This window comes from Bradyrhizobium sp., from assembly GCF_016219575.1.
Classification (GTDB): Bacteria; Pseudomonadota; Alphaproteobacteria; order Rhizobiales; family Xanthobacteraceae; genus Bradyrhizobium.
The window spans coordinates 1,082,008-1,104,804 of sequence record NZ_JACRMG010000009.1; the positions used below are offsets into that span (position 1 = coordinate 1,082,008).

Sequence of the window (22,797 nt, forward strand, 5' to 3'; positions counted from 1 at the left end):
AGCAGGTCAAGTTTTCCCATGAGTCCCACTGGCACCCGGCAATCTCCTATCGCGCGCATCTTGGGCTTGCTGAAACAGCCTGTGCATCCCTATCGACCGGCCACTACAGTCTTCCTGGACCTGAACGTCGATCGCGTCGCTGACGAATTGCAGCTCGTGGCGCGGGGAAGAGAACGTGGCTCCCAGAATCGTCCGACTTCGGACTCGCAGACCCTAGATGACGTCGAGCATCAGACCATCGAACGAATTGAAGCGCACAAACAGGATTCTCACACCGTTTACCTGGACCACCTCCACACTTACGACGAGAGAGTGACTGCCCTCAGCTTCGAAGAACGCTTTGCAACCATCCAACAGGCGGCACCAGAAGCGGTCGGAGATTTCCGGGCTGAAGCAACGGTGGGCCGTGACGAGCTTTTTGCGTTGCGCCGTCGCCTAAATGAATCGGAGATCGAGCGCGAAAACTTCCGCGCCCGCCACGGGCTTCACAGACCGGCAAGACTCGCGAGCCCAGGAAAACTCATCCTCAAGGTCGGTATTCTCGCCATCATGTTCGTAACCGAGGTAATAATCAACGGCAGCTTTCTCGCGAACGCGAACGTCGGCGGTCTACTCGGTGGGGCTGTCCAAGCCGTCACATTCGCGGCACTGAACATCATCGCGAGCTTCCTCTTCGGCATGGTCCTCATACGCCTGATCAATCGCCGGAACTTTTTCCTCAAGCTTATCGGCGCCTTGTCGTTTCTTGGGTATGCGGCATTCGCCATCGTACTCAACCTGACGCTTGCCCATCTCCGGGAGATTCCGCCCAAGATTGATAGCGACGTCGGCCAAGAAGTCTTGCTTCGATTACTCACAGCACCTCACGTCCTCACCGATATCAATTCTTGGGTGTTCTTCAGTATCGGCTTCATTTTCTCACTGGTCGCAATGGCCGATGGCCTGTTGTTTTTCGACCCATATATCGGCTACGCCGGCCTTGAACGCCGCTGGCTGGAAGCCAGCAAGCAGTTCGCCAAGGCGAGAAGTGAGCTTATCGAAAGGCTTCGCGATATCCGGGAAGATTCGACGGAAGCGATGAACGCGGCTGCCCGTGATCTTTCCGTTCGGCGCAGCGAGTACGATTCCCTGTTGCAAGGCAGGAGCCGACTGGCCCAACGATTCAGCCAACACCAAAATCAAATCGAGCAGGCATGCCGTGCCTTGCTTGAAATTTACCGCGAGGCGAACCGGGGCGCCCGCTCCACGCCACCCCCCAGTTATTTTTCCAAGACCTATAGCATGGAGCGCATTGTCTACGCTGGTGGTGAACCGGATTCCACCGCTCGCGAGCACCTGCGCCAGATGATCGCGGAAACACAGGAATTGCTCAAGCAACAGATTGCCGCCATTCACGAAGCCTTCGACAGCGCCGTGAAAACTTATCGCGAAATTGACGAACTGCTGCCGGAGAAGAAGGGTGGCTAGAAGACGTCCAAGACAACGGAATACGCCGGGGATTGGTTGGGCGGGTATCGGCGGCATTTTGCTTATGCTGCTGGCCATCGCCGCTGGCGGGGGACTGGCTTATTTCTACTTCTCGACGCCAAAACGGCTGACTCTAGACGCTCAAAGCTTGTGCCCGGTGGACGGCCCCCAAGGCATCAGCGTGGTGCTGGTCGACACCTCCGACGACCTGCCAGAGACGACGCGACGGGAAGTCCAAGTCATCCTTGACGACATGATTGCATCCCTTCCGCCGTTCTATAAGCTCGATATTCGAGTACTGGACATTGCGGGGGCCCGCAGCCGCTCGCTATTTTCAAAGTGCAACCCCGGTGACGGAGTGGGCCTGAGCGAGTGGACGGACAATCCTCGCATAGCGCGGCTGCGATGGATTGAGAGCTTTCGCAAACCCGCTTCAGAGGCGGTAAGAAGCAGCATTGCCTCAGCAAAAGCCACCAGCTCGCCGCTCATGGCCGCCATTCAGGATATTGCCATTGAGCAGTTTTCCAGCGCTGCCAGTCAGAACGCCAAGAAGACCTTGACCGTCATCTCCGACATGATTGAGTACACTCGAGACTATAGCCAGTACCCGAAGGACGGCGATCTGTCTTTCCAGCGCTATAAGCAATCACCTGCCTACCTGAAATTTCGGACCGACTTGCATGGCGCAATCGTCGTTATCCGGTACGTGACCCGCCAGTCCAGGGGGCAGCCCTTACTCAACAACACGAGGCATGCCGAGTTCTGGATAGAATGGATGAAGGACAATCGAGCCTCCACCGTCAACGTCAAACGGCTTCAGGGAACCTAGGCGTGGCAATCGCGGAAACTCTTCGCCGATCACCGCCTGGCTTGCTGAGTGGGCTGCTTTTTTTTGCCGTCGTGCTGGCTGGCAGCGCTTACATAGTTTTCTCGAAATTTCACGGTTTCAGCGCTATCAACGTCACGACTGTTCCCGTCGTGATCATGATCACCTATGCGTTGATCCTTGGCGTCGCGCGCCTGTTCCGGCTTCGTGACGACCAGTCTGGCGACAATCTATATTACATGGGCTTCCTGTTTACGCTAACGAGCCTCGCCGTTTCGCTTTATCAATTTCGATCCGAAGGCTCAGCTGAACAGATTGTTCAGAATTTCGGCATTGCGATCGCCTCAACAATTGCCGGCATCACCCTTCGCATTTTGTTCAATCAGATGCGCCGTGATCCTGTCGAGGTTGAAGCAACCGCGCGTCTTGAACTCGCGGAAGCCTCACGGCGGGTCAAGCGGGAGCTGGACAGTACGGTACTAGAGTTCAGCTACTTCCGCCGCATGGCTCAACAGTCGATCAGCGATGCTTTGGATGAAGTGAAAGAGACTCTTGGCGACACCAGCGATAGACTGGCGGGCGAAATAAAGAAGTTTGCCGCAGCAGCCGGCAAACCTCTCGAAGAGGCGTCAAAGAAGTCTGGAGAAACGCTCGACGACATGAACGAGCGAATAGTCGAGACCCTTGAGACGGTATCCGCGCGCCTGGCGCACGAAAGCGAAGAGCTCTCACGAAGCACCGCGAGTATTGTCAATGCGATCGACGACGTAGCGACGAAGCTTGCTTCCTTGCAGACGCCCGACCAAATAATCGAAATCAAGCTCGCGCCGGTCATCTCGGCCCTCACCCGTGCCATTAACTCCTTCAACAAGAGCGCCGAAACTCAGGCAGAGGTCATTCAGGCCAATCTGCAGCAAACTCAGCAGGTCGGCGCAGCTGTGGTCAGGCTGATGCAGGAGCTTCGAGCTATCGAGGCGACGCGGACCACCGTGGGACCTTGGGGTTCGACAAGTCCAAGCGGGCTAGACCGGTAGGGACCAATGAAACCAACTTCTGCCTTGGATGGCGAAATCATTCAGCAGCGATCATCGTACCGGCAAGGACTAGTCCTCGGGCTCACCATGGCTGAAATCATGCTGCTCCTGGTATTCTGCCTCCTGATTGTAATGGCAACATTTCTAACAACGGAGCAATCAAAACGAGTCGCTGCAGAAGAAAAGCTCTTGCAACAACAGGAGCAGAACCAGCGCGACCGTGACATGGTCGCTGCTCTTCGTCGAAACTCCGCCGTTCTTGAGAAACTGCAGGCCTTTTCTGGTCTAACCGATCCGAAGGAGATTGATAAGTATTGGCGCGAGTTGGTCGATAGCCAGACGGCCATGGCCGATCTTCAGAAAATTGGTGTGTCGGTGAAGGAGGTTCGTGAGCGCCTCACTGATCTTGAGAAACTGCGATCGAACGGCCTTGACATCGACAAAGCTCTCCGAGACGTGGACGTCGTCAACGCCATTAACCGTGCGATGGCGAAGCCGGGACAACCCCCCCCTTCAACAGTTGATATTCTGAGTGCAATCGAAAAGGGAATGACCGGCGCCGGGCCCAGCGGCCACCAATGGCCCCCCATCATTGGCCTGAGCGAGGCTCTCGGCTATACGTTCAAGAGTGGAAGCGCAGAACTTTCGCCGGCCTTCCACAACACGCTGATTAGCAAGACCCCGAACGACATACTCAAGTATATCAAGAAGTACAATGTCGACGTGATCGAAGTGGTCGGACACACCGACGAGCAGCCGATTGGCATGCGCCCATCAAATCTGGATCGAGATCTTCTCGCCGTCTTGAAGAGTACGGCCAACGTCGCAACCCTGGTACCTGCGGACAACGCGGGATTAGGCCTCGCTCGCGCGGTATCAGTTGTGAGCGTTTTGCGCCAAAGCTCCCTCCTAGCGGGCTACAAGCTCATCCCGCTATCGGGCGCGCAGCTCGTCAACACCGACGAGACGCTTGCCATCTTGGGCATTCCCGCGAACGTCCCGGAGCGGCGCCGTATTGAAATCCGGTTGCGCAAGTCGGTGCCGCAAGAAACCACGGCAAGTATTGCGGCCGAGCCAATACTGCCGAAGCCGCGCCCCTTGGCGAAACAACCGCAGCAACCACGACCTCCTTCGCTAGCGCCTAAGGCAGGCCCTAGGCAGATTGTGACACCGGCCAATTGAACACCAGATTTAGCCTCTCCGGTCATGAGGCCAACCAATAACGCAACAGCTGTCATGTTGTTGAAGCCGTCGATCGGCGTATCAAACGCATGCAAATGCGACTTCGTCCTGCAAGTCTAATCGTTCGCGTCATTTTTTATCTCACCAGCTTTCCGGTTGGTAACGCCGAACCTTGTCTGGTCGCGCCCCCAGAGATTTCGCAGCGTTGATGATGGTCCGCCGCTGTTGTGACTTCTCCGACCAGCGCATTTTTTGGACCCGCCCTTGGGATGATCGAGCCCGCTCGCATTCAGTGGTCATCCTCCATGTTCGTGAAGACGTCGTTGAGACGGCTCTCGCCGGCAATTGAGATTATCGGCTTCAATGCGTGTCGGCAGCGCTCCCAGGATGGTGGCGGCAGCTGGGCTAACGACGCCAGCGTGCTCTCGCGCAGAGCGGATTAGCGCTTGGGAGGTCCGGCAGTAACTGCGACCCCGCCAATCGTCTCCACGCGACTTTTTTGGCGAACCGCGGCGCTGGAGAACCCACTGTATCCGATCTCGGCACTCTACGACGCGCCAATCCGGATTAAGCTGGGCGACGAAGCCGCGATAGTCGTCCGCCGTCTCGATAGGACTCATCGGCCGGCTCCGGAACCGACACTTGCGGAACAAGATTTCGACAAATCAGCGTAAGCCGTGCGCCGAGCAAGGCCGCAAACAATGAATGTTTCGGCGGACCTCCAAAACGGAGGTGAGAACGACGGAGGAACAAGATTGACCCGCCCGGGACTTTCCCCGGGACATTTTGCCGGCTTTTCCGGGATTATCCCTCGATTTGTTCGCTTTCCGGTCGTGCCACGCGCCAGCGAATTGTTTCTAACGCCTTGGTTTCCCGAGCCTTTTTTACCCGAGAAAGCCCTAGGGAGAATGTCGCCTACGACATCTGGAAACTCGGATGCACCAGCGCCTCTGGCGCCATCGCCAGCACAATCAGGGCTGCGACCGCCAGCGTCCGGAAAGTGATGGCGCGGCGGTCGACCATGACCGCGATCAGCACCACCGCCGTCATGAAGAACGAGCGCTGCGTCGCCACTTCCGCGCCCGACAGCAGCAGGTAGAACGCGGCAGCGAGCAGCGCGCCGGCGGCCGACCATTTCTTGATCGGGAAGGACACGGTCAGCGCCGGTGCCAGCGCGAGCAGCGCGCGGATTGCGAAGAACACGATGCCGGCGACGACGGCCATGTGATAGCCGGAGATCGACAAGACATGGCCAAGGCCGGAGATGAACATGGCATCGTTGACTGGCGCGGAGATGGCGTCGCGCCGGCCGGTCAACAGCGCAGTGGCGATCGCCCGCTTGTCGCCCTCCAGCACGTTGCCGATGCGCTTGTCGATGGCATCGCGTAGGCCCTGCATCACGGCCGAGTAGCGCAGCGCGATGCCGCCGCTGTCGGGCGGCTCGGCTGCCTTGATCGACCCCATCACGAAGCCGGAGGCGCCGATGCGCTGAAAGTACATGTCGCGGCCGAAATCGTAGCTGCCCGGCCGGCTCGGCGACATCGGCGGCAGCAGCCGCGCCTTCAATTCGACGAAGCTGCCGACTGCAGGCGCCGTGCCCTTCTTCACCGACAGCCGCACCCGCTCCAGCCTGATCTCCTTGCGCGGGCTCTCCATCGAGACCACCCGCAGCACGAAGCGGTCGGTGCGCTCGCGGATGTCGCGCGTCTCGACAAACCCCGTCAGCGCCACCGCATAAATCGGCCGCGCCAGCACACCATGCGCCACGCGCGCCGTCTTCCAGGTCGCCGTCGCAAAGCCCGCCGCGGCCGCCGCCAGCATCACCGCAACGGGAAAGACCTTGTGCCGCCGCAACAGGACCGCCGCCGCGCACAGCGCGATGGCGACGGTGACAGCGACCGGCAGCACCGGCTCGTGATCGGCGGCAAAATAGAAGGCGATGCCCGTGCCGAATGCCACCGGCACCCAGGGCAGCAGCCGCCCGGCGCCCGCTTCCGCCCGCGCCCAGCTGCGCAGCGTTTCGACAAGGGATGACCACGCGCGAAACCCTGATGGCGCATAACCGCCAGCCTGCGCAGCAGGCGCGCGCGGCGGCCACGTCCCGGCATAGCCCCGCCTGCCGCCCGGCGTCTCACCCTGCTCGGCCACGCAACACCCTGTGATCCCGTTGCGGCCACAAGGCTACCGGAAGGCGAATGGCGCAGAAAGCGGAACGGATGGGGAAAGTCGAGGAGGCGAACGCTGCGTGCCGACAATCCGCACGGGGTGCACACATGAATATAGGCCATCCATACACCGTCCGGTTGGTTAGTGGTATCGTCCTTCCTTCAGCGTGTATCGGGAGATGGACTTAGAATTGTTCCGGGGGAAGTTATGGATAAGGTTTATCAGGTTTTTGTAAGCTCTACTTTTGCCGATCTTGAAGAAGAACGCAGAAAGGTAAGTGACACCTTGGCCAAGGCTGGCTTTATCCCGGCCGGCATGGAGCTGTTTCCAGCCACAAGCCTCCAACAGCTTGAGTTCATCAAGAAGGTTATCGATCGCTGCGACTATTATGTCGTCATCGTGGGTGCCCGATATGGCTCGCTCGATGACGATAAGAGTTTCACCGAAAAAGAGTACGAGTATGCGGTTTCAAGAAATATTCCTGTGCTGGCTTTCCTTCACAAGGATCCTGGGAAGATTCCCGCGGAAAAGACCGATACCGATCCAGCACAGAAATCGCGGTTGGAAAATTTTCGAACTCGACTCAGGACGAGCCGCATTGTGCAATTTTGGACCGACGCCAACGATTTATGTATGAATGTAGTCGTTTCGGCGAACAATGCCACAATGTTGCAGCCCGGACATGGGTGGGTTCGTGGCGACCAAGCCATCGACCCTAAGGTCTTGCAAGAAGCAGAGCGACTACGAATTGAGAATGCAGGGCTGAAGGAGCAACTTGCTCGAATTAATGGCGAGCAGCTTGTGTTCGACCCAAATTTGTTGGGTCCAGACGACAAACTTGTTTTGAAGCTTATGATCAATGGCCAAGAGCAAACGCGCGAGGTCGGCATTGGTCAAATGTTTGTTGCTCTTTATGATGCGTTGTTGCCTGAGCCCTATCAGCGGATCATTCGGTTTGCCATTGCCAGGGCTGCATTGTCTTCTTCAGATACCCTGAATCCGAAAAATGAGATCAATTGTCATGACGACAGCGTCGCGCTCCTCCGGAATCAACTTGAGGCCCTCGGCTTGATTCTCCCGTTTTCACGAGACAGCGGCGACGGGCATTATTCGACGGCTTGGTCGTTGACTGACAAAGGAAGGCGCTATTATGCGGAGCAAAAGGCAATTCGAAAGCAAGTCGCCCCTTAGTGATGCTACCGCACCTGGTCGATCAGCGCCGCTTTGGACGAGACGTGGTGACTGACGATCTTCCAGTCGCCGTCCTCGCGGACGATGACCCAGGTGATCTTCACCGTGAGGCCCGTGCCGTCGACGGAAAAATTCGCGGTGCCGGCCATGTTGACGACTTCAGAGCCGGCTGCCGCCGTCGACACATCGGTGAATTGAACGTTGCGCGCATCCCAGTGCGGCAGCGCCGTGAAATAGGACTTCACCCCGTCGCGGCCGCGATAGAGCGTCGGGTTCGAGCCGTAGAACAGCGCGCTCTTCGAATAGAGCGCGGACAGCGCATCGGCGTCGAGTCTCGCGAACGCCGCCGACCATTTTGCGATGATCCCGGCGGCGATGTCGTCGGCCGCGCTTCCCATCTCGCTCAGCCCTTCCCGCCGACTTCCTTGGCAAAGGTGTCGCGCAGGCCGATAGTGCGGTTGAACACCGGCCGATCGGCGGTGGAATCCTTGTCGCGGGCAAAATAGCCCTGGCGCTCGAACTGCACCGGCTCGGGCGAGTTGCCCTGCGCAATCGCGGGCTCGACCCGCGCATCCTTCAGGATTTCCAGCGACTGCGGATTGAGGTCGGCGGCGAAGCTACCGGCGTCCGGGTTGGGCCTGGCGAACAGCTGGTTGTAGATGCGGATCTCTGCCGGGACCGAGTCCTGCGCGGAGAGCCAGTGCATGGTGGCCTTGACCTTGCGGCCGTCGGGGGCGTTGCCGCCCTTGGTGGCGGGATCGTAGGTGCAGCGCAGCTCGACGATCTCGCCGGCGACGTTCTTGATCGCCTCCCGGCACCTGATGAAATAGGCGTAGCGCAGCCGCACCTCATTGCCCGGAGAAAGCCGGAAGAACTTCTTCGGCGGATTCTCCATAAAATCGTCCTGCTCGATATAGAGCTCGCGGCCGAACCTGATCTTGCGCGTCCCGGCCGAGGGGTCGTCGGGGTGATTGACCGCCTCGAGCTCCTCGACCTGGCCTTCCGGATAGTTCTCGATCACGACCTTGAGCGGGCGCAGCACGGCCATGCGGCGCAGCGCGCTCTTGTTGAGATGCTCGCGGATGCAGAATTCGAGCATGCCGACATCGACTACGCTGTTGGCTTTTGCCACACCGATGCGCTTGACGAATTCGCGGATCGCCGCCGGCGGCACGCCGCGGCGCTTCAGGCCGGCGATGGTCGGCATGCGCGGATCGTCCCAGCCCGCGACATGGCCGTCGCGCACGAGCTGCGTCAGCACGCGCTTGGAGAGCAGCGTGTAGGTGAGGTTCAGCCGCGCGAATTCATACTGATGCGGGTGCGACGGCACCGGCAGCTTGTCCAGGAGCCAGTCGTAGAGCGGCCGGTGATCCTCGAATTCCAGTGTGCAGATCGAATGCGTGATGCCTTCGATGGCGTCCGACTGGCCATGGGCGTAGTCGTAGCTCGGATAGATGCACCATTTGTCGCCTGTGCGCGGATGATGCGCATGCAGGATGCGGTAGAGCACGGGGTCGCGCAAATTGATATTGCCCGCGGCCATGTCGATCTTGGCCCGCAGCACGCGTGCACCGTTCTGGAATTCGCCCGCCCGCATGCGGCGGAACAGGTCGAGATTCTCGTCCACCGGCCGCTCCCGGAACGGCGAGTTCCGGCCAGGCTCGGTCAGGGTGCCGCGGTTGATACGGATATCCTCCTGCGACTGGTCGTCGACATAGGCGAGCCCGGCCTTGATCAGGCCTTCCGCCCACTCGTAGAGCCGCTCGAAATAGTCGGAGGCGTAGAACAGGTTGTCGCCCCAGTCGAAGCCGAGCCAGCGCACGTCTGCCTGGATGGAATCGATGTATTCCTGCTCCTCCTTGGTCGGATTGGTGTCGTCGAAGCGCAGGTGGCACTTGCCGGCAAATTCCTGGGCGATGCCGAAATTGAGCGCGATCGACTTGGCGTGGCCGATATGCAGGTAGCCGTTCGGCTCCGGCGGGAATCGGGTCACGATCCGGCTATGCCTCTTCGAGTCGAGGTCGGCCTGGATGATGTCGCGGATGAAGTCGCGCCCCGCCTCTGATGTCACCGGCTCTGTCGTCATCAAGATGTTCCTGATTGCTGGCGGCCCTTCTGCCAAATTCGCCCCCGCCCGCCAAGCCTCCTTGGCGGCTGGCTGGCCTGCCGGTTGGGCTTTGTTTATGCCGTGTTCCTGCTATACACCACCGCCGTTTCCAGCCCTTTCCGCCAGATCATGACCGATTCCATCGTTACCCGCTTCGCCCCCTCGCCGACCGGCTTCCTCCACATCGGAGGGGCGCGCACCGCGCTGTTCAACTGGCTCTACGCCAGGAAGCACGGCGGCAAGATGCTGCTGCGAATCGAGGACACCGACCGCGAGCGCTCGACCGAGGCCGCCATCGCGGCGATCCTGGACGGGCTGAAATGGCTGGAGCTGGATTGGGACGGCGACGTCATCTACCAGTTCAGCCGCGCCGCTCGCCACCGCGAGGTCGCCGAGCAGCTGCTCGCCGAAGGCAAGGCCTACCGGTGTTACGCCACGGCGGAAGAGCTCGCCGCCATGCGCGAGAAGGCGCGCGCCGAGGGCCGCACCCGGCTCTATGACGGAATGTGGCGCGACCGCGATCCCGCGACCGCCCCGTCGGGCATCAAGCCGACCATCCGCCTCAAGGCGCCGCAGACCGGCGAGACCGTGATCGAGGACCAGGTGCAGGGCCGCGTGGTCTGGCAGAACGAGAACCTCGACGACCTCGTGCTGCTGCGCGGCGACGGCAACCCGACCTACATGCTCGCCGTCGTCGTCGACGACCACGACATGGGCGTCACCCATGTGATCCGCGGCGACGACCATCTGATCAACGCCGCCCGTCAGAAACAGATCTACGACGCGAAGGGCTGGACCATTCCCAGCATGTCGCACATCCCGCTGATCCACGGTCCGGACGGCGCAAAGCTCTCGAAACGCCACGGCGCGCTCGGCGTCGAAGCCTACCGCGCCATGGGCTATCTGCCGGCGGCGCTGCGCAACTATCTGGTGCGGCTCGGCTGGAGCCATGGCGACCAGGAGATATTCTCCACCCAGGAGATGATCGAGGCCTTCGATCTCTCCGGCATCGGCCGCTCGGCCGCCCGCTTCGATTTCGCCAAGCTGGAAAACCTCAACGGCCACTACATCCGCCAGAGCGACGACAAGACCTTGGTAAGCATGTTCGAGGATGTGCTGGACCACGTCCCCGAGGGGGCTGCGCTGAAGGCAAAACTCAACGACACCACCCGCGCGCAACTCTTGCAGGCGATGCCGAGCCTGAAGGAACGCGCCAAGACGCTGCTCGAGCTGATCGCCGGCTCCTATTTCATCTTCGCCGACCGGCCGCTGGAGATCGAGGCAAAGGCGCAAGCGCTGCTGACGGCGGAGAACCGCGCGCTTGTCGGACGGCTGCGCGGCGTGCTGGAGGCGGTTTCGCCCTGGAGCGCGGAAACGACCGAAGCCGCCATGCGGAATTTCGCGGAACAGAATAACCTCAAGCTCGGCGCAGTTGCCCAGCCGCTGCGGGCAGCGCTGACGGGACGCACGACTTCGCCGGGCATCTTCGAGGTTCTGGCGGTATTGGGACGCGAGGAATGCCTCGCCCGGCTGGGCGATCAGGCGGCCTAGAAAACGCTCAGGGACCCCCTACCTGCGTCCATCTTGCAGCGCACAGGGCAATAAGATACCCATCTTGCGCCGCCTTCTAGACAATCAGGCCCTTGCTCGCTCTCTCCCTGGAGAAAGCATCCAACCAGCCTGATTTCGCAACGATTTCATCGGGGACTACGACGATGGACGCCAAATCCAACAAGACCGCGACCCTTACGGTCGGCAACAAGACCTACGATTTCCCGATCCTGAGCGGCACCGTTGGGCCCGATGTGATCGACATCGCCAAGCTCTACGCCCAGGCGGGCATGTTCACCTACGACCCCGGCTTCACCTCGACCGGAAGCTGTCAGTCCAAGATCACCTACATCGACGGCGATGCCGGCGTTCTCGAATACCGCGGCTACCCGATCGAGCAACTCGCCGAGCACGGCGACTTCCTGGAAACCTGCTACCTGCTGCTGTACGGGGAACTGCCGACCAAGGCGCAGAAGCTGGATTTCGACTCGCGCGTGACCAAGCATACCATGGTGCACGAGCAGATGGCCCGCTTCTTCCAGGGCTTCCGCCGTGACGCCCATCCGATGGCGGTCATGGTCGGCTGCGTCGGCGCACTGGCCGCCTTCTACCACGACTCCACCGACATCAACGATCCGCAGCAGCGCATGATCGCCTCGATGCGGATGATCGCGAAGATCCCGACGCTGGCCTCGATGGCCTACAAGTACACCGTCGGCCAGCCCTTCATGTATCCGAAGAACTCGCTCACCTTTGCCGAGAACTTCCTGCACATGTGCTTCGCGGTGCCCTGCGAGGAGTACAAGATCAATCCGGTGCTCGCCGACGCCCTGGACAAGATCTTCATCCTGCACGCCGACCACGAGCAGAACGCCTCGACCTCGACGGTGCGCATCGCCGGCTCCTCCGGCGCCAACCCGTTCGCCTGCATCGCCGCCGGCATCGCCTGCCTGTGGGGCCCGGCGCATGGCGGCGCCAACGAAGCGGCGCTGGCAATGCTGGCCGAGATCGGAACGGTCGACAAGATTCCGGAATTCATCAAGAAGGTGAAGGACAAGAACTCGGAAGTCCGCCTGATGGGCTTCGGTCACCGCGTCTACAAGAACTACGATCCGCGCGCCCGCATCATGCAGAAGATGTGTCACGCCGTGCTGAAGGAAACCGGCCACGGCGACGATCCGATGCTGAAAGTCGCGCTGGAACTCGAAAAGATCGCGCTCTCCGACCAGTACTTCATCGAGCGCAAGCTCTATCCGAACGTCGACTTCTATTCGGGCATCACGCTGAAGGCGATGGGCTTCCCGGTCTCGATGTTCACCGTGCTGTTCGCGGTCGCCCGCACCGTCGGCTGGATCAGCCAGTGGAGCGAGATGATCGAGGATCCGCACCAGAAGATCGGCCGTCCGCGCCAGCTCTACACCGGCGTCGCCCGCCGCGACTACGTCGCGATGGACAAGCGGAAGTAACCGCTGCCGCAATCGCAAACCCGAAAGCCGGACGCGGTCGCCGCGTCCGGCTTTTTCCTTTTCAGCCGGGCGCGCGTGCCTTGCGCATCGTCGCCAGCACGATCTCCGCGGCGCGGACGCTCGGCGGCTGGTTGCCGGTAGACATGATGGAATCGATGCGGGCGAACGCCTCGAGCTGCTTGCGCCGCAGCGGCGTGTCGCCGAGCACCTCGCGCAGCGCCGGCAGCAGTTTTTCCGAGCGGCAGTTCTCCTGCAGGAATTCCGGCACGACATTCTCGCCAACCACGAGATTGGCCAGGATCACCGAGTTCACCCGGATCGCCCGGCGCAGGATGAAGGCCTCCATCGCGCCGGTTCGATAGGCCGCCACCATCGGCACGCCGGCAAGCGCAAGCTCCAGCGTCACCGTGCCAGATTTGGCGAGCGCGGCGTGCGCGATGCGGAAGGCGGCGCGCTTCTCCTCCTCGCCGATGACGACGCGCGGCTGCACCTTCCAGTACTTCAGGGCGGCCGTGATCGCTTCCTCGAGATGCGGCATGGTCGGCAGCACCGCCTCGAACGCGACGCCTTCCGACTGGAGCTTGGTCAGCGTCATGCCGAAAGCGGTCATGTGGTGCTTGATTTCGCTGCGACGGCTGCCCGGCAGGATCAGGAGCACCGGGGGCTTTTCCTCGCGCCGCTTCTGCTCCTCCGCGTTGGGACGAAGCTGGCCGACCTGCTCGGTCAGGGGATGGCCGACATAGCTGCAGGGGGGACCGTGCAGCTCCTCATAGGTATCCGGCTCGAACGGCAACAGCGCCAGCACGTGATCGATATAGGGCTTCATCGCGCGCGCCCGGCCCGGCCGCCAAGCCCACACCGTGGGAGAAACATAGTCGACGATGGGGATGTGCGGCGCCTTGGCGCGCACGCGTTTGGCCACGCGATGGGTGAAGTCGGGACTGTCGATGACGACGAGGATGTCGGGCGCCGCCGCGATCACGGCGTCCGCCGTTTCGCGGATACGCCGCATGATCGCCGGCAACTGCCTGACCACGGCGGCAAGCCCGATGATCGACAATTCCTCGATGGGAAAGCGCGAGCTCAGCCCCTCGATCGCCATGGCGCGGCCGCCGACGCCCTCGAACCGCACCGCGCCGCCAAGGCGCTGACGCAGCACCTTCATCAGATTGGCACCGAGGCGGTCACCGGATTCCTCGGTCGCGATCAGGAAAATCTTCCGCCCGGCGCCGGGGTTCGCGCGCACCGTGCTCACGTGGCGATCCCGGTGACGAACAGGCCGGCCTTGTCGGCGGCCTCGATCATGGCCTGCGGTTCGGCCGCAATGGTGTTTTCGGCGGCCACCGCAACACCGGCAAGCCCTGCGCCTGCGGCCGCCTCGATCGTTCGCGGACCGACGGTCGGAAGGTCGTAGCGCAAATCCTGGCCGCTCTTGGGACCCTTCACCAGCACGCCACGGCCCGCTTTGGCGCGGATCCGTCCTCCTTCCCGCAAGCGCGCGACGCGCGCCAGCAGCCCGTCGGTGCCCTCGATGTCCTCGACCGCTACCACATGGCCGTCGATCACGACCGCCGCCTGGCCGATGTCAAACGGTCCGAGCGCGGTCAGCACCTCCCTGCCCCGCGCGATATCGGCCGTCGCAGCCGCATCGGGCGCCGCGCGGGTGATGCATCCCCTGGGCATCAGCAGATCGGGCGCGGCCTCCTTGACGCCGACCATGCGAAAGCCGTCCTTCTCGAAGATGCGCCCGATGCCGGACAGCAGATGATCGTCGCCGCCGCGGAAGGCCGCGACTACATGGCCCATCACGCGCAGTGTGCCCCAGTCGAGCCTGATATCCGACAGCGCCGGGCGCGCCAGGCTGCCGATGAAGATCAGGTCGCGGCAGCCTTCGCTGCGAAACAGTCTTGTGGCCTTGCCGATCTGGCCGACGGAAATCCAGTGATGCCGGAAGCGCGCGGCGCCCGCCGGATCGCAGGCACCCTTCAGCGCAAAGATCACCGCGGCGATCCCGCGCGCGGCCAGCGAATCCGCAACCGCGAATGGCATGGCGCCGCCGCCCGCGATCACGCCCACCGGCGAAGAGAGGTTGCTGGCCGCTGATGTCATGGCCTGCGGCTGTCCCCTGTTTATGGCTGTCGATTGCCGCTATCGGCCGGCAGGCACAGCGCGCGGTGCTTGGCTTCGGCGATGAAGGTCAGGATTTCCGCAATCGCTGGATCTTCCGCTGCCATCGGCTGCACGGCCTCGAGGCGCTCGGCAAAGATGCCGGGGCCGTGAAACAGCTTTTGATAGAATCCGCGCACGGTGGCGAGACGTTGCTTGGTGAACTTGCGGCGTTTCATGCCGATGACGTTGAGGCCTTCGAGCGCCGCATACTGACCGTTGACGAGGCCGAACGGAATGACGTCGCCGCGCACACCCGAGAGGCCGCCGACCATGACCTGCGGCCCGATCCGGGTGAACTGATGCACCGCTGACAGCCCGCCGATGTAGACGAAATCGCCGATCTCGCAGTGGCCGCCGAGCGTGGCCGACGTCGCGAAGATCGCGTCGTTGCCGACCGTGCAGTCGTGCCCGACATGGCTGTTGTTCATGAAAAACCCGCGGTCGCCGACGCGCGTCAGCCCGCCGCCCTTCACCGTGCCGACGTTCATCGTCACGCCTTCGCGGATGGTGCAGCCATTGCCGATCTCCAGGCGGGTCGGCTCGCCCTTATAGCTGAGATCCTGCGGCGGGCCGCCAAGGGCGGCAAAGGGCGAGATCGTGCAATTGGCGCCCACCGTCGTGTGCCCGCTGACGGAGACATGCGAGGTCAGGACGCAATCGGCACCGATCACGACGTTTGGGCCGATCACGCAATAGGGCCCGATCGCAGAGCCGTCGCCGATCACGGCGCCGTCCTCGATACGCGCGGTCGGATCGATCTTCTTCATCGTCATCAGTCGGTCAGCATCGCGCCGACATCGGCTTCCGCCACGACCTGTCCGTTGACCTTGGCATCGCCGTGGAACCACCACATCGCCTTGCGCCGCCCGATCGAGCGCATGTGGTACTCGATGGTGTCGCCGGGCATCACCGGTTTGCGGAACTTGCACTTGTCGATGGTGAGGAAATACACCGCGCGGGGCTTTTCAGTGCCGGTCACCGACTTGATGCCGATGACGCCGGCGGTCTGCGCCATGGCCTCGATCATCATCACGCCGGGATACACCGGCCGATCGGGAAAATGGCCGAGAAAGCACGGCTCGTTGAACGTGACGTTCTTGATGCCGATGCCGCTGTAGTCGGTCCGGATGTTGATCACCCGGTCGATCAGCAACATCGGGTAGCGATGCGGCAGCGTCTTGAGGATGTCCTCGATACTGACGACGTCGAATCTGACCGCTGCTTCCTCCATCACTCCTTCCCCTCGCCCTTCGGATCGGCCGAGCCGTCGCGCACCAGGCGCTCGACCGCGACGATCTCCCGGAACCACTGCTTGGTCGGCTTGGCGAAATGACCGCCCCAACGCCCGTTGGGGGGAATATCATCCTTCACCGCGCTCATCGCCGTGACCTGGGCTCCGTCGCCGATCTTCAAGTGGTTGTTGATCCCCACCTTGGCGCCAAGCGCCACGTTGTCGCCAATCGTCAGGCTGCCGGCGAGCCCGATCTGGGCCGCGAGCAGGCAATGCCTGCCGATGGTCACATTGTGGCCGATCTGGACTTGATTGTCGATTTTGGTGCCCTCGCCGATCACAGTGTCACGCAGGCTGCCGCGATCGATGGTGGTGCCTGCGCCGACCTCGACGTCGTTCTGGATCAGGACGCGGCCGGTCTGCGGCACCTTCAGATGCCCCTCGGGACCGAAAAAGATGAAGCCGTAGCCGTCCTGCCCGATGCTGCAGCCGGGATGGATCAGCACGTTGTTGCCGATCAGGGCGGCCTGGACGGCCGAGTGCGGGCCGACATTGCAGTCGCGGCCGATCTTCACGCCGGGGCCGATCACGGCGGCCGCTCCGATCACGGTGCCCGTGCCGATCTCGACGCCGGGCCCGATCACCGCCAGCGGGTCGACCACGACGCCGTCTTCCAGGCGCGCCGTAGGATCGATGATCGCCGACGATGCGATGCCCTCATTGCCGACCCAGGATTGCGGGCGCAGCGTATCGCCGTGCCATTGCCGCGCGATCCTGACGAATGCGCGGAACGGCTGGGCGGCCTTCAGCACCGCGACATGGGCCGGCACGCGTGCGGCAAAGCGGTCGCTGACGAGGCAGGCACCGGCCTTGGTGGCCGCGAGCTGGTCGGCATATTTGAGGTTATCGAAGAACGTCAGATGTCTGGGACCTGCTTCGTCGAGCGAAGCCAGCCCCCTGATCTCCAGGCCGCCATGCGCAGGGTCGGCAAGCGTCGCCTTCGCCAGCTCGGCGACTTCCGCCAGCGTGGTCGGAGAAGGTTTTTGGAAGAATGTCGGCTGCGCCATATCACCCGTCGCGGTCCGGCAAAATGGCCGTCCCAGAGCCCCGCTCCCGGGGCTTTAGAGCCCGCGTCCCGGCCGCGGTTACCTGGCACGCCCGCTTGCGCGGGCGTACCCAATCACACCAAAGTCCTCTTAGAAAGACGTACCGCCGCCGAACTTGAACTGCTGCACGCGGTCGAACTGACCCTTGGAGAGCGGCACGGCATAGTCGAAACGCAGCGGGCCGAACGGCGAGGCCCAGATCAAGCCCACGCCGACCGAGCTGCGGACGACCCGGCTGTCGTCATAGACCAGTCCGGTACAGGTGCCGGGATTGGCAGGCAATACGCCCGGCAGGGTCGGACGGATGCAGTTCGAATTCTGCGGCGTCGTAACTTCACCGGTGTAAGTCCAGGTCGTCGGCCCCTGATAGTCATACAAGCCGCCGGCGTCGGCATAGACCGAGCCCTTCAAGCCAACTTCCTTGGGCAGGAACCAGAACGGCATCTGCAATTCCAACGAGGCGCCCCAGTATTTGGTGCCGCCAAGCGCGTCATTCGAGGTGAACGGATTGATCGAGCGCGGGCCGATGCCGTTCGGCGCAAAGCCGCGCACGAGGTTCGGTCCCATCTGGAAGTGGTCGAGCATGCGCAGGTCGGAGCCAACCTTGGTGAGCACGCCGCCCTGCAGATGGATCAATCCGACGATATCGGAGACCAGCGGGGTGTAATACTTCAGGTCGCCCACGGTCTTCAGATAGGTGACGTCGCCGCCGATGCCGGCGAAGTCCTGCCGCAAGTCGATCAGCAGGCCGTCGGTCGGATTCTTGTTGTTGTCGAGCGTGTTGTAATTCAGCGAGTAGCCGACCGCCGAGGTCAACACCTTGCCGCTCTGCAGCTCCTTGCGCACCGGCAGCGAGGCTTCGCCGTCGAAGTAGCACCACAGGCCCATGCCTCCCGAGGCGTCCGTGACGCCATTAACCGTTCCGTTTGGCCATTGGCCGACCGAGTTCACGAAAGCCGGAGTCGGGTTGAACGCCATCGTTGGGTTATTGACGTCGTTGTTACAATTCTGCAGCGCGGACGGTAGCTGGATTTGCTGCTGGTAGATCGAGTAACGCAGCTGCAGAGCCAAATCCTCGCGCAGGCTGAAGCCGAGGCGCGGGCTGAAGCCGAACGTCTTGGTTCCATACGAGATGTAGCTGTTGGCCAATTGCTGGCGCTGGTAGAGGTCGAGACCGAGCGCCACGCGGTAGTCGAGCAGATAAGGCTCGACGAATGACAGCGTGTAGCCGCGCGCGTACTGGCCGTAGGTCACCGCCGCCTTGGCGTAGAGGCCTCGCCCCAGGAAGTTGCGCTCGGAGATGCTGACCTCGGCAAGCGCGCCGTCGGTCGTGGAATAGCCGCCTGACACCGAGAAGTCGCCGGTAGACTTCTCTTCGAGGTCGACGATCAGGATCACGCGGTCGCTCGACGAGCCGGGCTCGGTGACGATTCTCACGCTCTTGAAGAAATCGAGGTTCTTCAGGCGTCGCTCGGCACGATCCACCAGCGCGCGGTTGTAGGCGTCGCCTTCGGACAGATCGAACTCGCGGCGGATCACGTAGTCGCGGGTGCGGGTGTTGCCGCGGATGTTGATGCGCTCGATGTAGGTGCGCGGGCCTTCGTCGACCGCGAAGGTGATCGACACCGTATGCGCCTCGAAATTGCGGTCGCCGCGCGGACGCACCACTGCGAAGGCGTAGCCGCGGCGCGATGCCTCGATCTGCATTTCCTCGATCGACTTCTCGAGCGCCTCGGCGTTGTAGGTGCCGCCGACGTTGACGCGCGAATAGGTGCGCAGGACATTGGCGTCGAAATTCGCGATCGAGGAGACGTAGTTGACGGAAGCGACGCGATACTGCTGGCCTTCCTCGATCTTGAAGGTGACCAGAAAGCCCTTCTTCTCCGGATCGTACTCGGTCAGCGCAGCGACCACCTGCACGTCGGCATAGCCGTTCTTGAGGTAGAATCGGCGGATCAGGTCGCGGTCGGCCTCGACGCGGTCGGGATCGTAGACGTCGGCGCCGCCGAGGAAGCTGAGGAGATTGGACTCGCGCGTCTTGATGATGTCACGCAGGCGATAGGAGGAATAGGCGACGTTGCCCACGAACTCGATCGAGCGCACGCCGGTCTTGGAGCCCTCGACGATCGTGAAGACGAGGTCGACGCGGTTGTTCGGCTGCTCAATGACCTCGGGGTTGACGCGAACGTCGTAGCGGCCGGAACGGCGATAGATTTCGGCGATGCGCTGCGCGTCCGACTGCACCGTCGGGCGCGAGAACGTGCCGCGCGGCTTGGACTGGATTTCGGTCGAGAGCTGCTCGTCCTTGACCTTCTTGTTGCCCTCGAAGGCGATGCGGCCGATCACCGGGTTCTCCACCACGGTGACGATGATCCGGCCGCCCTGCGTATTGATGCGCACGTCGCGGAACAGGCCGGTTTCGATCAATGCCTTGAGGCCGTCGTCGATCTGGGCCTGGCCGAGACGGCCGCCGGGACCGGGGCGGAAATAGGAGCGGATGGTTTCGACCTCGACGCGGCGGTTACCCTCCACCACGATCGAGGCAACCGTCTGGGCGGCCGCTGGCGACGAGGCAAGCGTCATCAGCGTGGCGGCAACCGGCACGGCGAACATGATCAGGGCGGCCAACACGCCCCCCCGTACTCGCATTCCAAACTTCATGCGCTAAGCGCCCTCGTCATTCCGGTACCGGCCCCACGACCCCAAGGGACCGGCAGATTCCCAACCTGTTGCCCTGCTTGTAGCCAATTTTGCCGGAGGGGCAAACGCTCTGACGCAGCGCAATTCCATTTTCATTCCAACACGTTGCCCATTGGCAACGTCACAAAAAAGCCTTTTCTGGGTGCCCGCCGCGCGCGCCCCCTCATCCGAATAGATTCCGGAGGAAGGGAACCTGATGGAAATCGTTGTAAAACGCGAAAACCATCAGCATCAGCACCAATACCAGGCCGACGCGGAAGCCGTATTCCTGCGCCCGGTCCGATAGCGGGCGGCCCCGCACCACCTCGGCGGCATAGAACAAAAGGTGCCCGCCATCCAGCAAGGGGACGGGAAACAGGTTCAGGAGCCCGATCGAGATCGACAGCACGGCGGCCAGATGCAGCAGCGGGATGATCCCGAGCGTTGCGACCTGCCCGGAAATCTGGGCGATCCGAATCGGACCGCCGATCTGGTCGGCGCTGGCGCGGCCGCGGAAGATGTTGGTGACGTAGGACAAGGTCTGGTCGATGACGAACCAGGTTTCCTTGACGCCGAGCCAGAGCGCGGTTGCCGGATCCACCCGCTCGGTCGTGGCCTCGCCCGCCGTGGTCTCCCGGGTCAGGCCCAGCACGCCGGTCTTGTGGACGTTGCCGAACGGATCCTTGGTTTCGCGCAGCTGCGGCGTTCCCGTGAGCTGGACGCTGCCAGTGCCGCGCTTGACGGTGAAGGTCAGCTTTTCGCCGGCGCGCATGCTGACATAACGCTGCATCTCGACGAAGCTTGCGATCGGCTTGGCATCGATCGCTGTCACGACGTCGCCGGGTTGGAAGCCGGCCGCCGCCGCGGCGCTGCCGACCTCGACCTTGTCGACGCGCGCACTCGTGCTCGGCTTGCCGAAGAAGGTGAACAGGCAGGTGAAGATCACGATCGCGAGCAGGAAGTTCGCAAACGGACCGGCCGCGACGATCGCCGCGCGCGGTCCGACTTTCTTGTGATGGAAGCTCCCCTCGCGCTCTTCCGCCGTCATGCCGGCAAGCGTTTCGGTCGATGGCGTCGAAGCCTCGGAGTCGTCGCCGAAGAATTTGACATAGCCGCCGAGCGGGATGGCGGAGACCTTCCAGCGCGTACCGTGGCGGTCATTGAAACCGAACAGTTCCGGCCCGAAGCCGAGCGAGAACGTTAACACTTTCACGCCGGCCCAGCGCGCGACCAGGAAATGGCCGAGCTCATGGAAGAACACGACGATCGTGAGCACGAACAGGAAGGGGACGATGTAGCCGATGAGCCCATGGCTCAACATATTGAAACTGTTCAGAAAAAGATCAAACATCAAGTTCCCCTCGACGAGGGCCAAAGGCCCCGTCCCCAACCCTCTAGGATGCCTTTAAGGCAATTTGAGGCAATAGGGAGGCGGCCTTATTTCTCGCAACATGGTCAACGGAAATCGCATCATCCGCCGACGTCAGCGGTGACCGGTTCCCGCCGCGAATCCAGTCGTTCAGCGTCGCCTCGACGAGGCGCGCGATGCCGCCGAACCTGATTTGGCCAGCGACGAAAGCGGAGACCGCAATCTCGTTGGCCGCGTTGTAGACGGTAGTCGCACCGCGCCCGGTTCGCAGCGCTTCATAGGCAAGGCGCAACGCCGGGAAGCGCTCGAAATCGGGCGCCTCGAAGGTGAGCTGGCCGATCTTCGCAAGATCGAGTTTTGCCGAAGGTCCGACGATGCGGTCGGGCCAGCCGAGGCAATGCGCAATGGGAATGCGCATGTCCGGCGTGCCGAGCTGCGCGACCACGGAGCGGTCGGAGAATTCGACCATGCCGTGGATGATCGACTGCGGATGCACCAGCACGTCGATCTCGTCCGGCGTCAACGCGAACAGATAGGAAGCCTCGATCACTTCGAGCCCCTTGTTCATCATCGATGCGGAATCGATGGTGATCTTCCTGCCCATGCTCCAGTTCGGATGCTTCAGCGCCTGCTCGAGCGTCGCCTGCTCGATGTCGGCGGGCGCCCAGGTGCGGAACGGACCGCCGGATGCGGTGATGATGACCCGCATCAGTTCTTCGCGGTTGCCGGAAGAGAGCGCCTGGAACAGCGCGTTGTGCTCGGAATCCGCAGGCAGGATGCAGGCGCCGGCTTTCGCGGCGCGCTGCATGAAAAAATCGCCGGCGCAAACCAAGCATTCCTTGTTGGCGAGCGCAACGGCTGCGCCGCGATCGACGGCGGCAAGCGCGGGCTTCAGTCCGGCCGCGCCGCTCACCGCCGCCATCACCCAATCCGCCGGCCGTGCGGCGGCCTCGATGATGGCGCTCTCGCCTGCCCCGCATTCGGTGCGGGTGCCGGCCAGCGCATCCTTCAATTCGCCGAGACGCGCGGGATCGGCAATCGCGGCAAAGCGCGCGCCGAACTCCCTCGCAAGTTTTGCAAGCGCCTCGACATTGCTGTTGGCGGTCAGCGCCTCGACGCGATAGCGATCACGGGCGCCGCGCAGGAGGTCCATCGTGCTGTCGCCGATGGAACCGGTGGCGCCGAGCACCGTCACGCTGCGCGCGGCGCTGGCAGCGGCCTTGTTGTTACGCAGGGGTACAGCGCTCATAGCC

General features: G+C 62.2%; 17 protein-coding genes and 1 pseudogene. 7 read left to right on the forward strand and 11 right to left on the reverse strand.

Features of this window, described 5'->3' with window-relative positions; genetic code table 11:
- Positions 1-18: 18 nt before the first annotated feature.
- From HZB49_RS10235 to HZB49_RS10250, 4 genes are all read left to right on the forward strand, one after another.
- On the forward strand, positions 19-1,467 hold the full coding sequence (locus tag HZB49_RS10235; RefSeq protein WP_291610728.1) for a hypothetical protein: 1,449 nt from the start codon (positions 19-21) through the stop codon (positions 1,465-1,467).
- 64 nt (positions 1,468-1,531) lie between these two features.
- Positions 1,532-2,296: a hypothetical protein gene (locus HZB49_RS10240; protein ID WP_291610730.1), complete on the forward strand. Its 765-nt coding sequence runs from the start codon at positions 1,532-1,534 to the stop codon at positions 2,294-2,296.
- Between the two features lie 2 nt (positions 2,297-2,298).
- Positions 2,299-3,327, forward strand: a complete 1,029-nt coding sequence (locus tag HZB49_RS10245; protein WP_291610732.1) for a hypothetical protein — start codon at positions 2,299-2,301, stop codon at positions 3,325-3,327.
- A gap of 87 nt (positions 3,328-3,414) precedes the next feature.
- Entirely contained in the window at positions 3,415-4,509 is a 1,095-nt protein-coding gene (locus HZB49_RS10250; RefSeq protein WP_291610733.1) for a hypothetical protein, read from the forward strand.
- Positions 4,510-5,427: 918 nt separating this feature from the next.
- Here HZB49_RS10250 and HZB49_RS10255 read toward each other — a convergent pair.
- Positions 5,428-6,657: pseudogene (locus HZB49_RS10255) on the reverse strand (ComEC/Rec2 family competence protein); the annotation flags it as partial.
- 225 nt (positions 6,658-6,882) lie between these two features.
- Between HZB49_RS10255 and HZB49_RS10260 the strand changes: the two are divergent.
- Positions 6,883-7,866, forward strand: coding sequence for a DUF4062 domain-containing protein (locus HZB49_RS10260; protein ID WP_291610735.1), 984 nt, complete (start codon positions 6,883-6,885; stop codon positions 7,864-7,866).
- 5 nt (positions 7,867-7,871) lie between these two features.
- On the opposite strand, the gene HZB49_RS10265 is transcribed toward HZB49_RS10260, so the two are convergent.
- Both HZB49_RS10265 and HZB49_RS10270 read right to left on the reverse strand, forming a co-directional pair.
- On the reverse strand, positions 7,872-8,264 hold the full coding sequence (locus HZB49_RS10265) for a nuclear transport factor 2 family protein (RefSeq protein ID WP_291610737.1): 393 nt from the start codon (positions 8,262-8,264) through the stop codon (positions 7,872-7,874).
- Between the two features lie 5 nt (positions 8,265-8,269).
- Complete coding sequence (locus HZB49_RS10270; protein ID WP_291610739.1) at positions 8,270-9,952, reverse strand: glutamine--tRNA ligase/YqeY domain fusion protein; 1,683 nt, start codon at positions 9,950-9,952, stop codon at positions 8,270-8,272.
- Between the two features lie 150 nt (positions 9,953-10,102).
- On the opposite strand from HZB49_RS10270, the gene gltX reads away from it, so the two are divergent.
- Both gltX and gltA read left to right on the forward strand, forming a co-directional pair.
- Positions 10,103-11,524, forward strand: coding sequence for a glutamate--tRNA ligase (gltX, locus tag HZB49_RS10275; protein ID WP_291610740.1), 1,422 nt, complete (start codon positions 10,103-10,105; stop codon positions 11,522-11,524).
- A gap of 164 nt (positions 11,525-11,688) precedes the next feature.
- The gene (gltA, locus tag HZB49_RS10280; protein ID WP_291610742.1) at positions 11,689-12,990 is read left to right on the forward strand and encodes a citrate synthase; all 1,302 of its coding nucleotides are present in this window, start codon (positions 11,689-11,691) and stop codon (positions 12,988-12,990) included.
- 61 nt (positions 12,991-13,051) lie between these two features.
- Here the strand turns inward: gltA and lpxB are convergent, their stop codons facing one another.
- The 8 genes from lpxB to dxr form a co-directional block, all read right to left on the reverse strand.
- Positions 13,052-14,236 carry a lipid-A-disaccharide synthase gene (lpxB, locus tag HZB49_RS10285; protein ID WP_291611175.1) on the reverse strand — a complete coding sequence of 395 codons (1,185 nt, stop codon included), beginning with the start codon at positions 14,234-14,236 and terminating at the stop codon, positions 13,052-13,054.
- A gap of 5 nt (positions 14,237-14,241) precedes the next feature.
- The gene (lpxI, locus tag HZB49_RS10290; protein ID WP_291610744.1) at positions 14,242-15,099 is read right to left on the reverse strand and encodes a UDP-2,3-diacylglucosamine diphosphatase LpxI; all 858 of its coding nucleotides are present in this window, start codon (positions 15,097-15,099) and stop codon (positions 14,242-14,244) included.
- Positions 15,100-15,119: 20 nt separating this feature from the next.
- Positions 15,120-15,926 carry an acyl-ACP--UDP-N-acetylglucosamine O-acyltransferase gene (gene lpxA, locus HZB49_RS10295; protein WP_291611177.1) on the reverse strand — a complete coding sequence of 269 codons (807 nt, stop codon included), beginning with the start codon at positions 15,924-15,926 and terminating at the stop codon, positions 15,120-15,122.
- 5 nt (positions 15,927-15,931) lie between these two features.
- Positions 15,932-16,390: a 3-hydroxyacyl-ACP dehydratase FabZ gene (gene fabZ / locus HZB49_RS10300; RefSeq protein ID WP_291610746.1), complete on the reverse strand. Its 459-nt coding sequence runs from the start codon at positions 16,388-16,390 to the stop codon at positions 15,932-15,934.
- Positions 16,390-17,457, reverse strand: a complete 1,068-nt coding sequence (gene lpxD / locus HZB49_RS10305) for a UDP-3-O-(3-hydroxymyristoyl)glucosamine N-acyltransferase (RefSeq protein WP_291610748.1) — start codon at positions 17,455-17,457, stop codon at positions 16,390-16,392. Before lpxD ends, fabZ begins: the two co-directional genes overlap by 1 nt.
- A 129-nt stretch (positions 17,458-17,586) precedes the next feature.
- A complete protein-coding gene (gene bamA, locus HZB49_RS10310; RefSeq protein WP_291610749.1) occupies positions 17,587-20,157 on the reverse strand; it encodes an outer membrane protein assembly factor BamA in 2,571 nt (856 codons plus the stop codon).
- 202 nt (positions 20,158-20,359) lie between these two features.
- Complete coding sequence (locus tag HZB49_RS10315; RefSeq protein WP_291610751.1) at positions 20,360-21,526, reverse strand: RIP metalloprotease; 1,167 nt, start codon at positions 21,524-21,526, stop codon at positions 20,360-20,362.
- A 43-nt stretch (positions 21,527-21,569) separates the two neighbouring features.
- On the reverse strand, positions 21,570-22,793 hold the full coding sequence (dxr, locus tag HZB49_RS10320; protein WP_291610753.1) for a 1-deoxy-D-xylulose-5-phosphate reductoisomerase: 1,224 nt from the start codon (positions 22,791-22,793) through the stop codon (positions 21,570-21,572).
- Positions 22,794-22,797: the final 4 nt, after the last annotated feature.

Bases quoted from the DNA above. Each gene is read 5' to 3' on its own strand.
- HZB49_RS10235 (WP_291610728.1), top strand. From the start codon at position 19: ATGAGTCCCACTGGCACCCGGCAATCTCCTATCGCGCGCATCTTGGGC.
- HZB49_RS10240 (WP_291610730.1), top strand. From the start codon at position 1,532: ATGCTGCTGGCCATCGCCGCTGGCGGGGGACTGGCTTATTTCTACTTC.
- HZB49_RS10250 (WP_291610733.1), top strand. From the start codon at position 3,415: ATGGCTGAAATCATGCTGCTCCTGGTATTCTGCCTCCTGATTGTAATG.
- HZB49_RS10260 (WP_291610735.1), top strand. From the start codon at position 6,883: ATGGATAAGGTTTATCAGGTTTTTGTAAGCTCTACTTTTGCCGATCTT.
- HZB49_RS10265 (WP_291610737.1), bottom strand. From the start codon at position 8,264: ATGGGAAGCGCGGCCGACGACATCGCCGCCGGGATCATCGCAAAATGG.
- HZB49_RS10270 (WP_291610739.1), bottom strand. From the start codon at position 9,952: ATGACGACAGAGCCGGTGACATCAGAGGCGGGGCGCGACTTCATCCGC.
- gltX (WP_291610740.1), top strand. From the start codon at position 10,103: ATGACCGATTCCATCGTTACCCGCTTCGCCCCCTCGCCGACCGGCTTC.
- gltA (WP_291610742.1), top strand. From the start codon at position 11,689: ATGGACGCCAAATCCAACAAGACCGCGACCCTTACGGTCGGCAACAAG.
- lpxI (WP_291610744.1), bottom strand. From the start codon at position 15,099: ATGACATCAGCGGCCAGCAACCTCTCTTCGCCGGTGGGCGTGATCGCG.
- lpxA (WP_291611177.1), bottom strand. From the start codon at position 15,926: ATGAAGAAGATCGATCCGACCGCGCGTATCGAGGACGGCGCCGTGATC.
- fabZ (WP_291610746.1), bottom strand. From the start codon at position 16,390: ATGGAGGAAGCAGCGGTCAGATTCGACGTCGTCAGTATCGAGGACATC.
- lpxD (WP_291610748.1), bottom strand. From the start codon at position 17,457: ATGGCGCAGCCGACATTCTTCCAAAAACCTTCTCCGACCACGCTGGCG.
- bamA (WP_291610749.1), bottom strand. From the start codon at position 20,157: ATGAAGTTTGGAATGCGAGTACGGGGGGGCGTGTTGGCCGCCCTGATC.
- HZB49_RS10315 (WP_291610751.1), bottom strand. From the start codon at position 21,526: ATGTTTGATCTTTTTCTGAACAGTTTCAATATGTTGAGCCATGGGCTC.
- dxr (WP_291610753.1), bottom strand. From the start codon at position 22,793: ATGAGCGCTGTACCCCTGCGTAACAACAAGGCCGCTGCCAGCGCCGCG.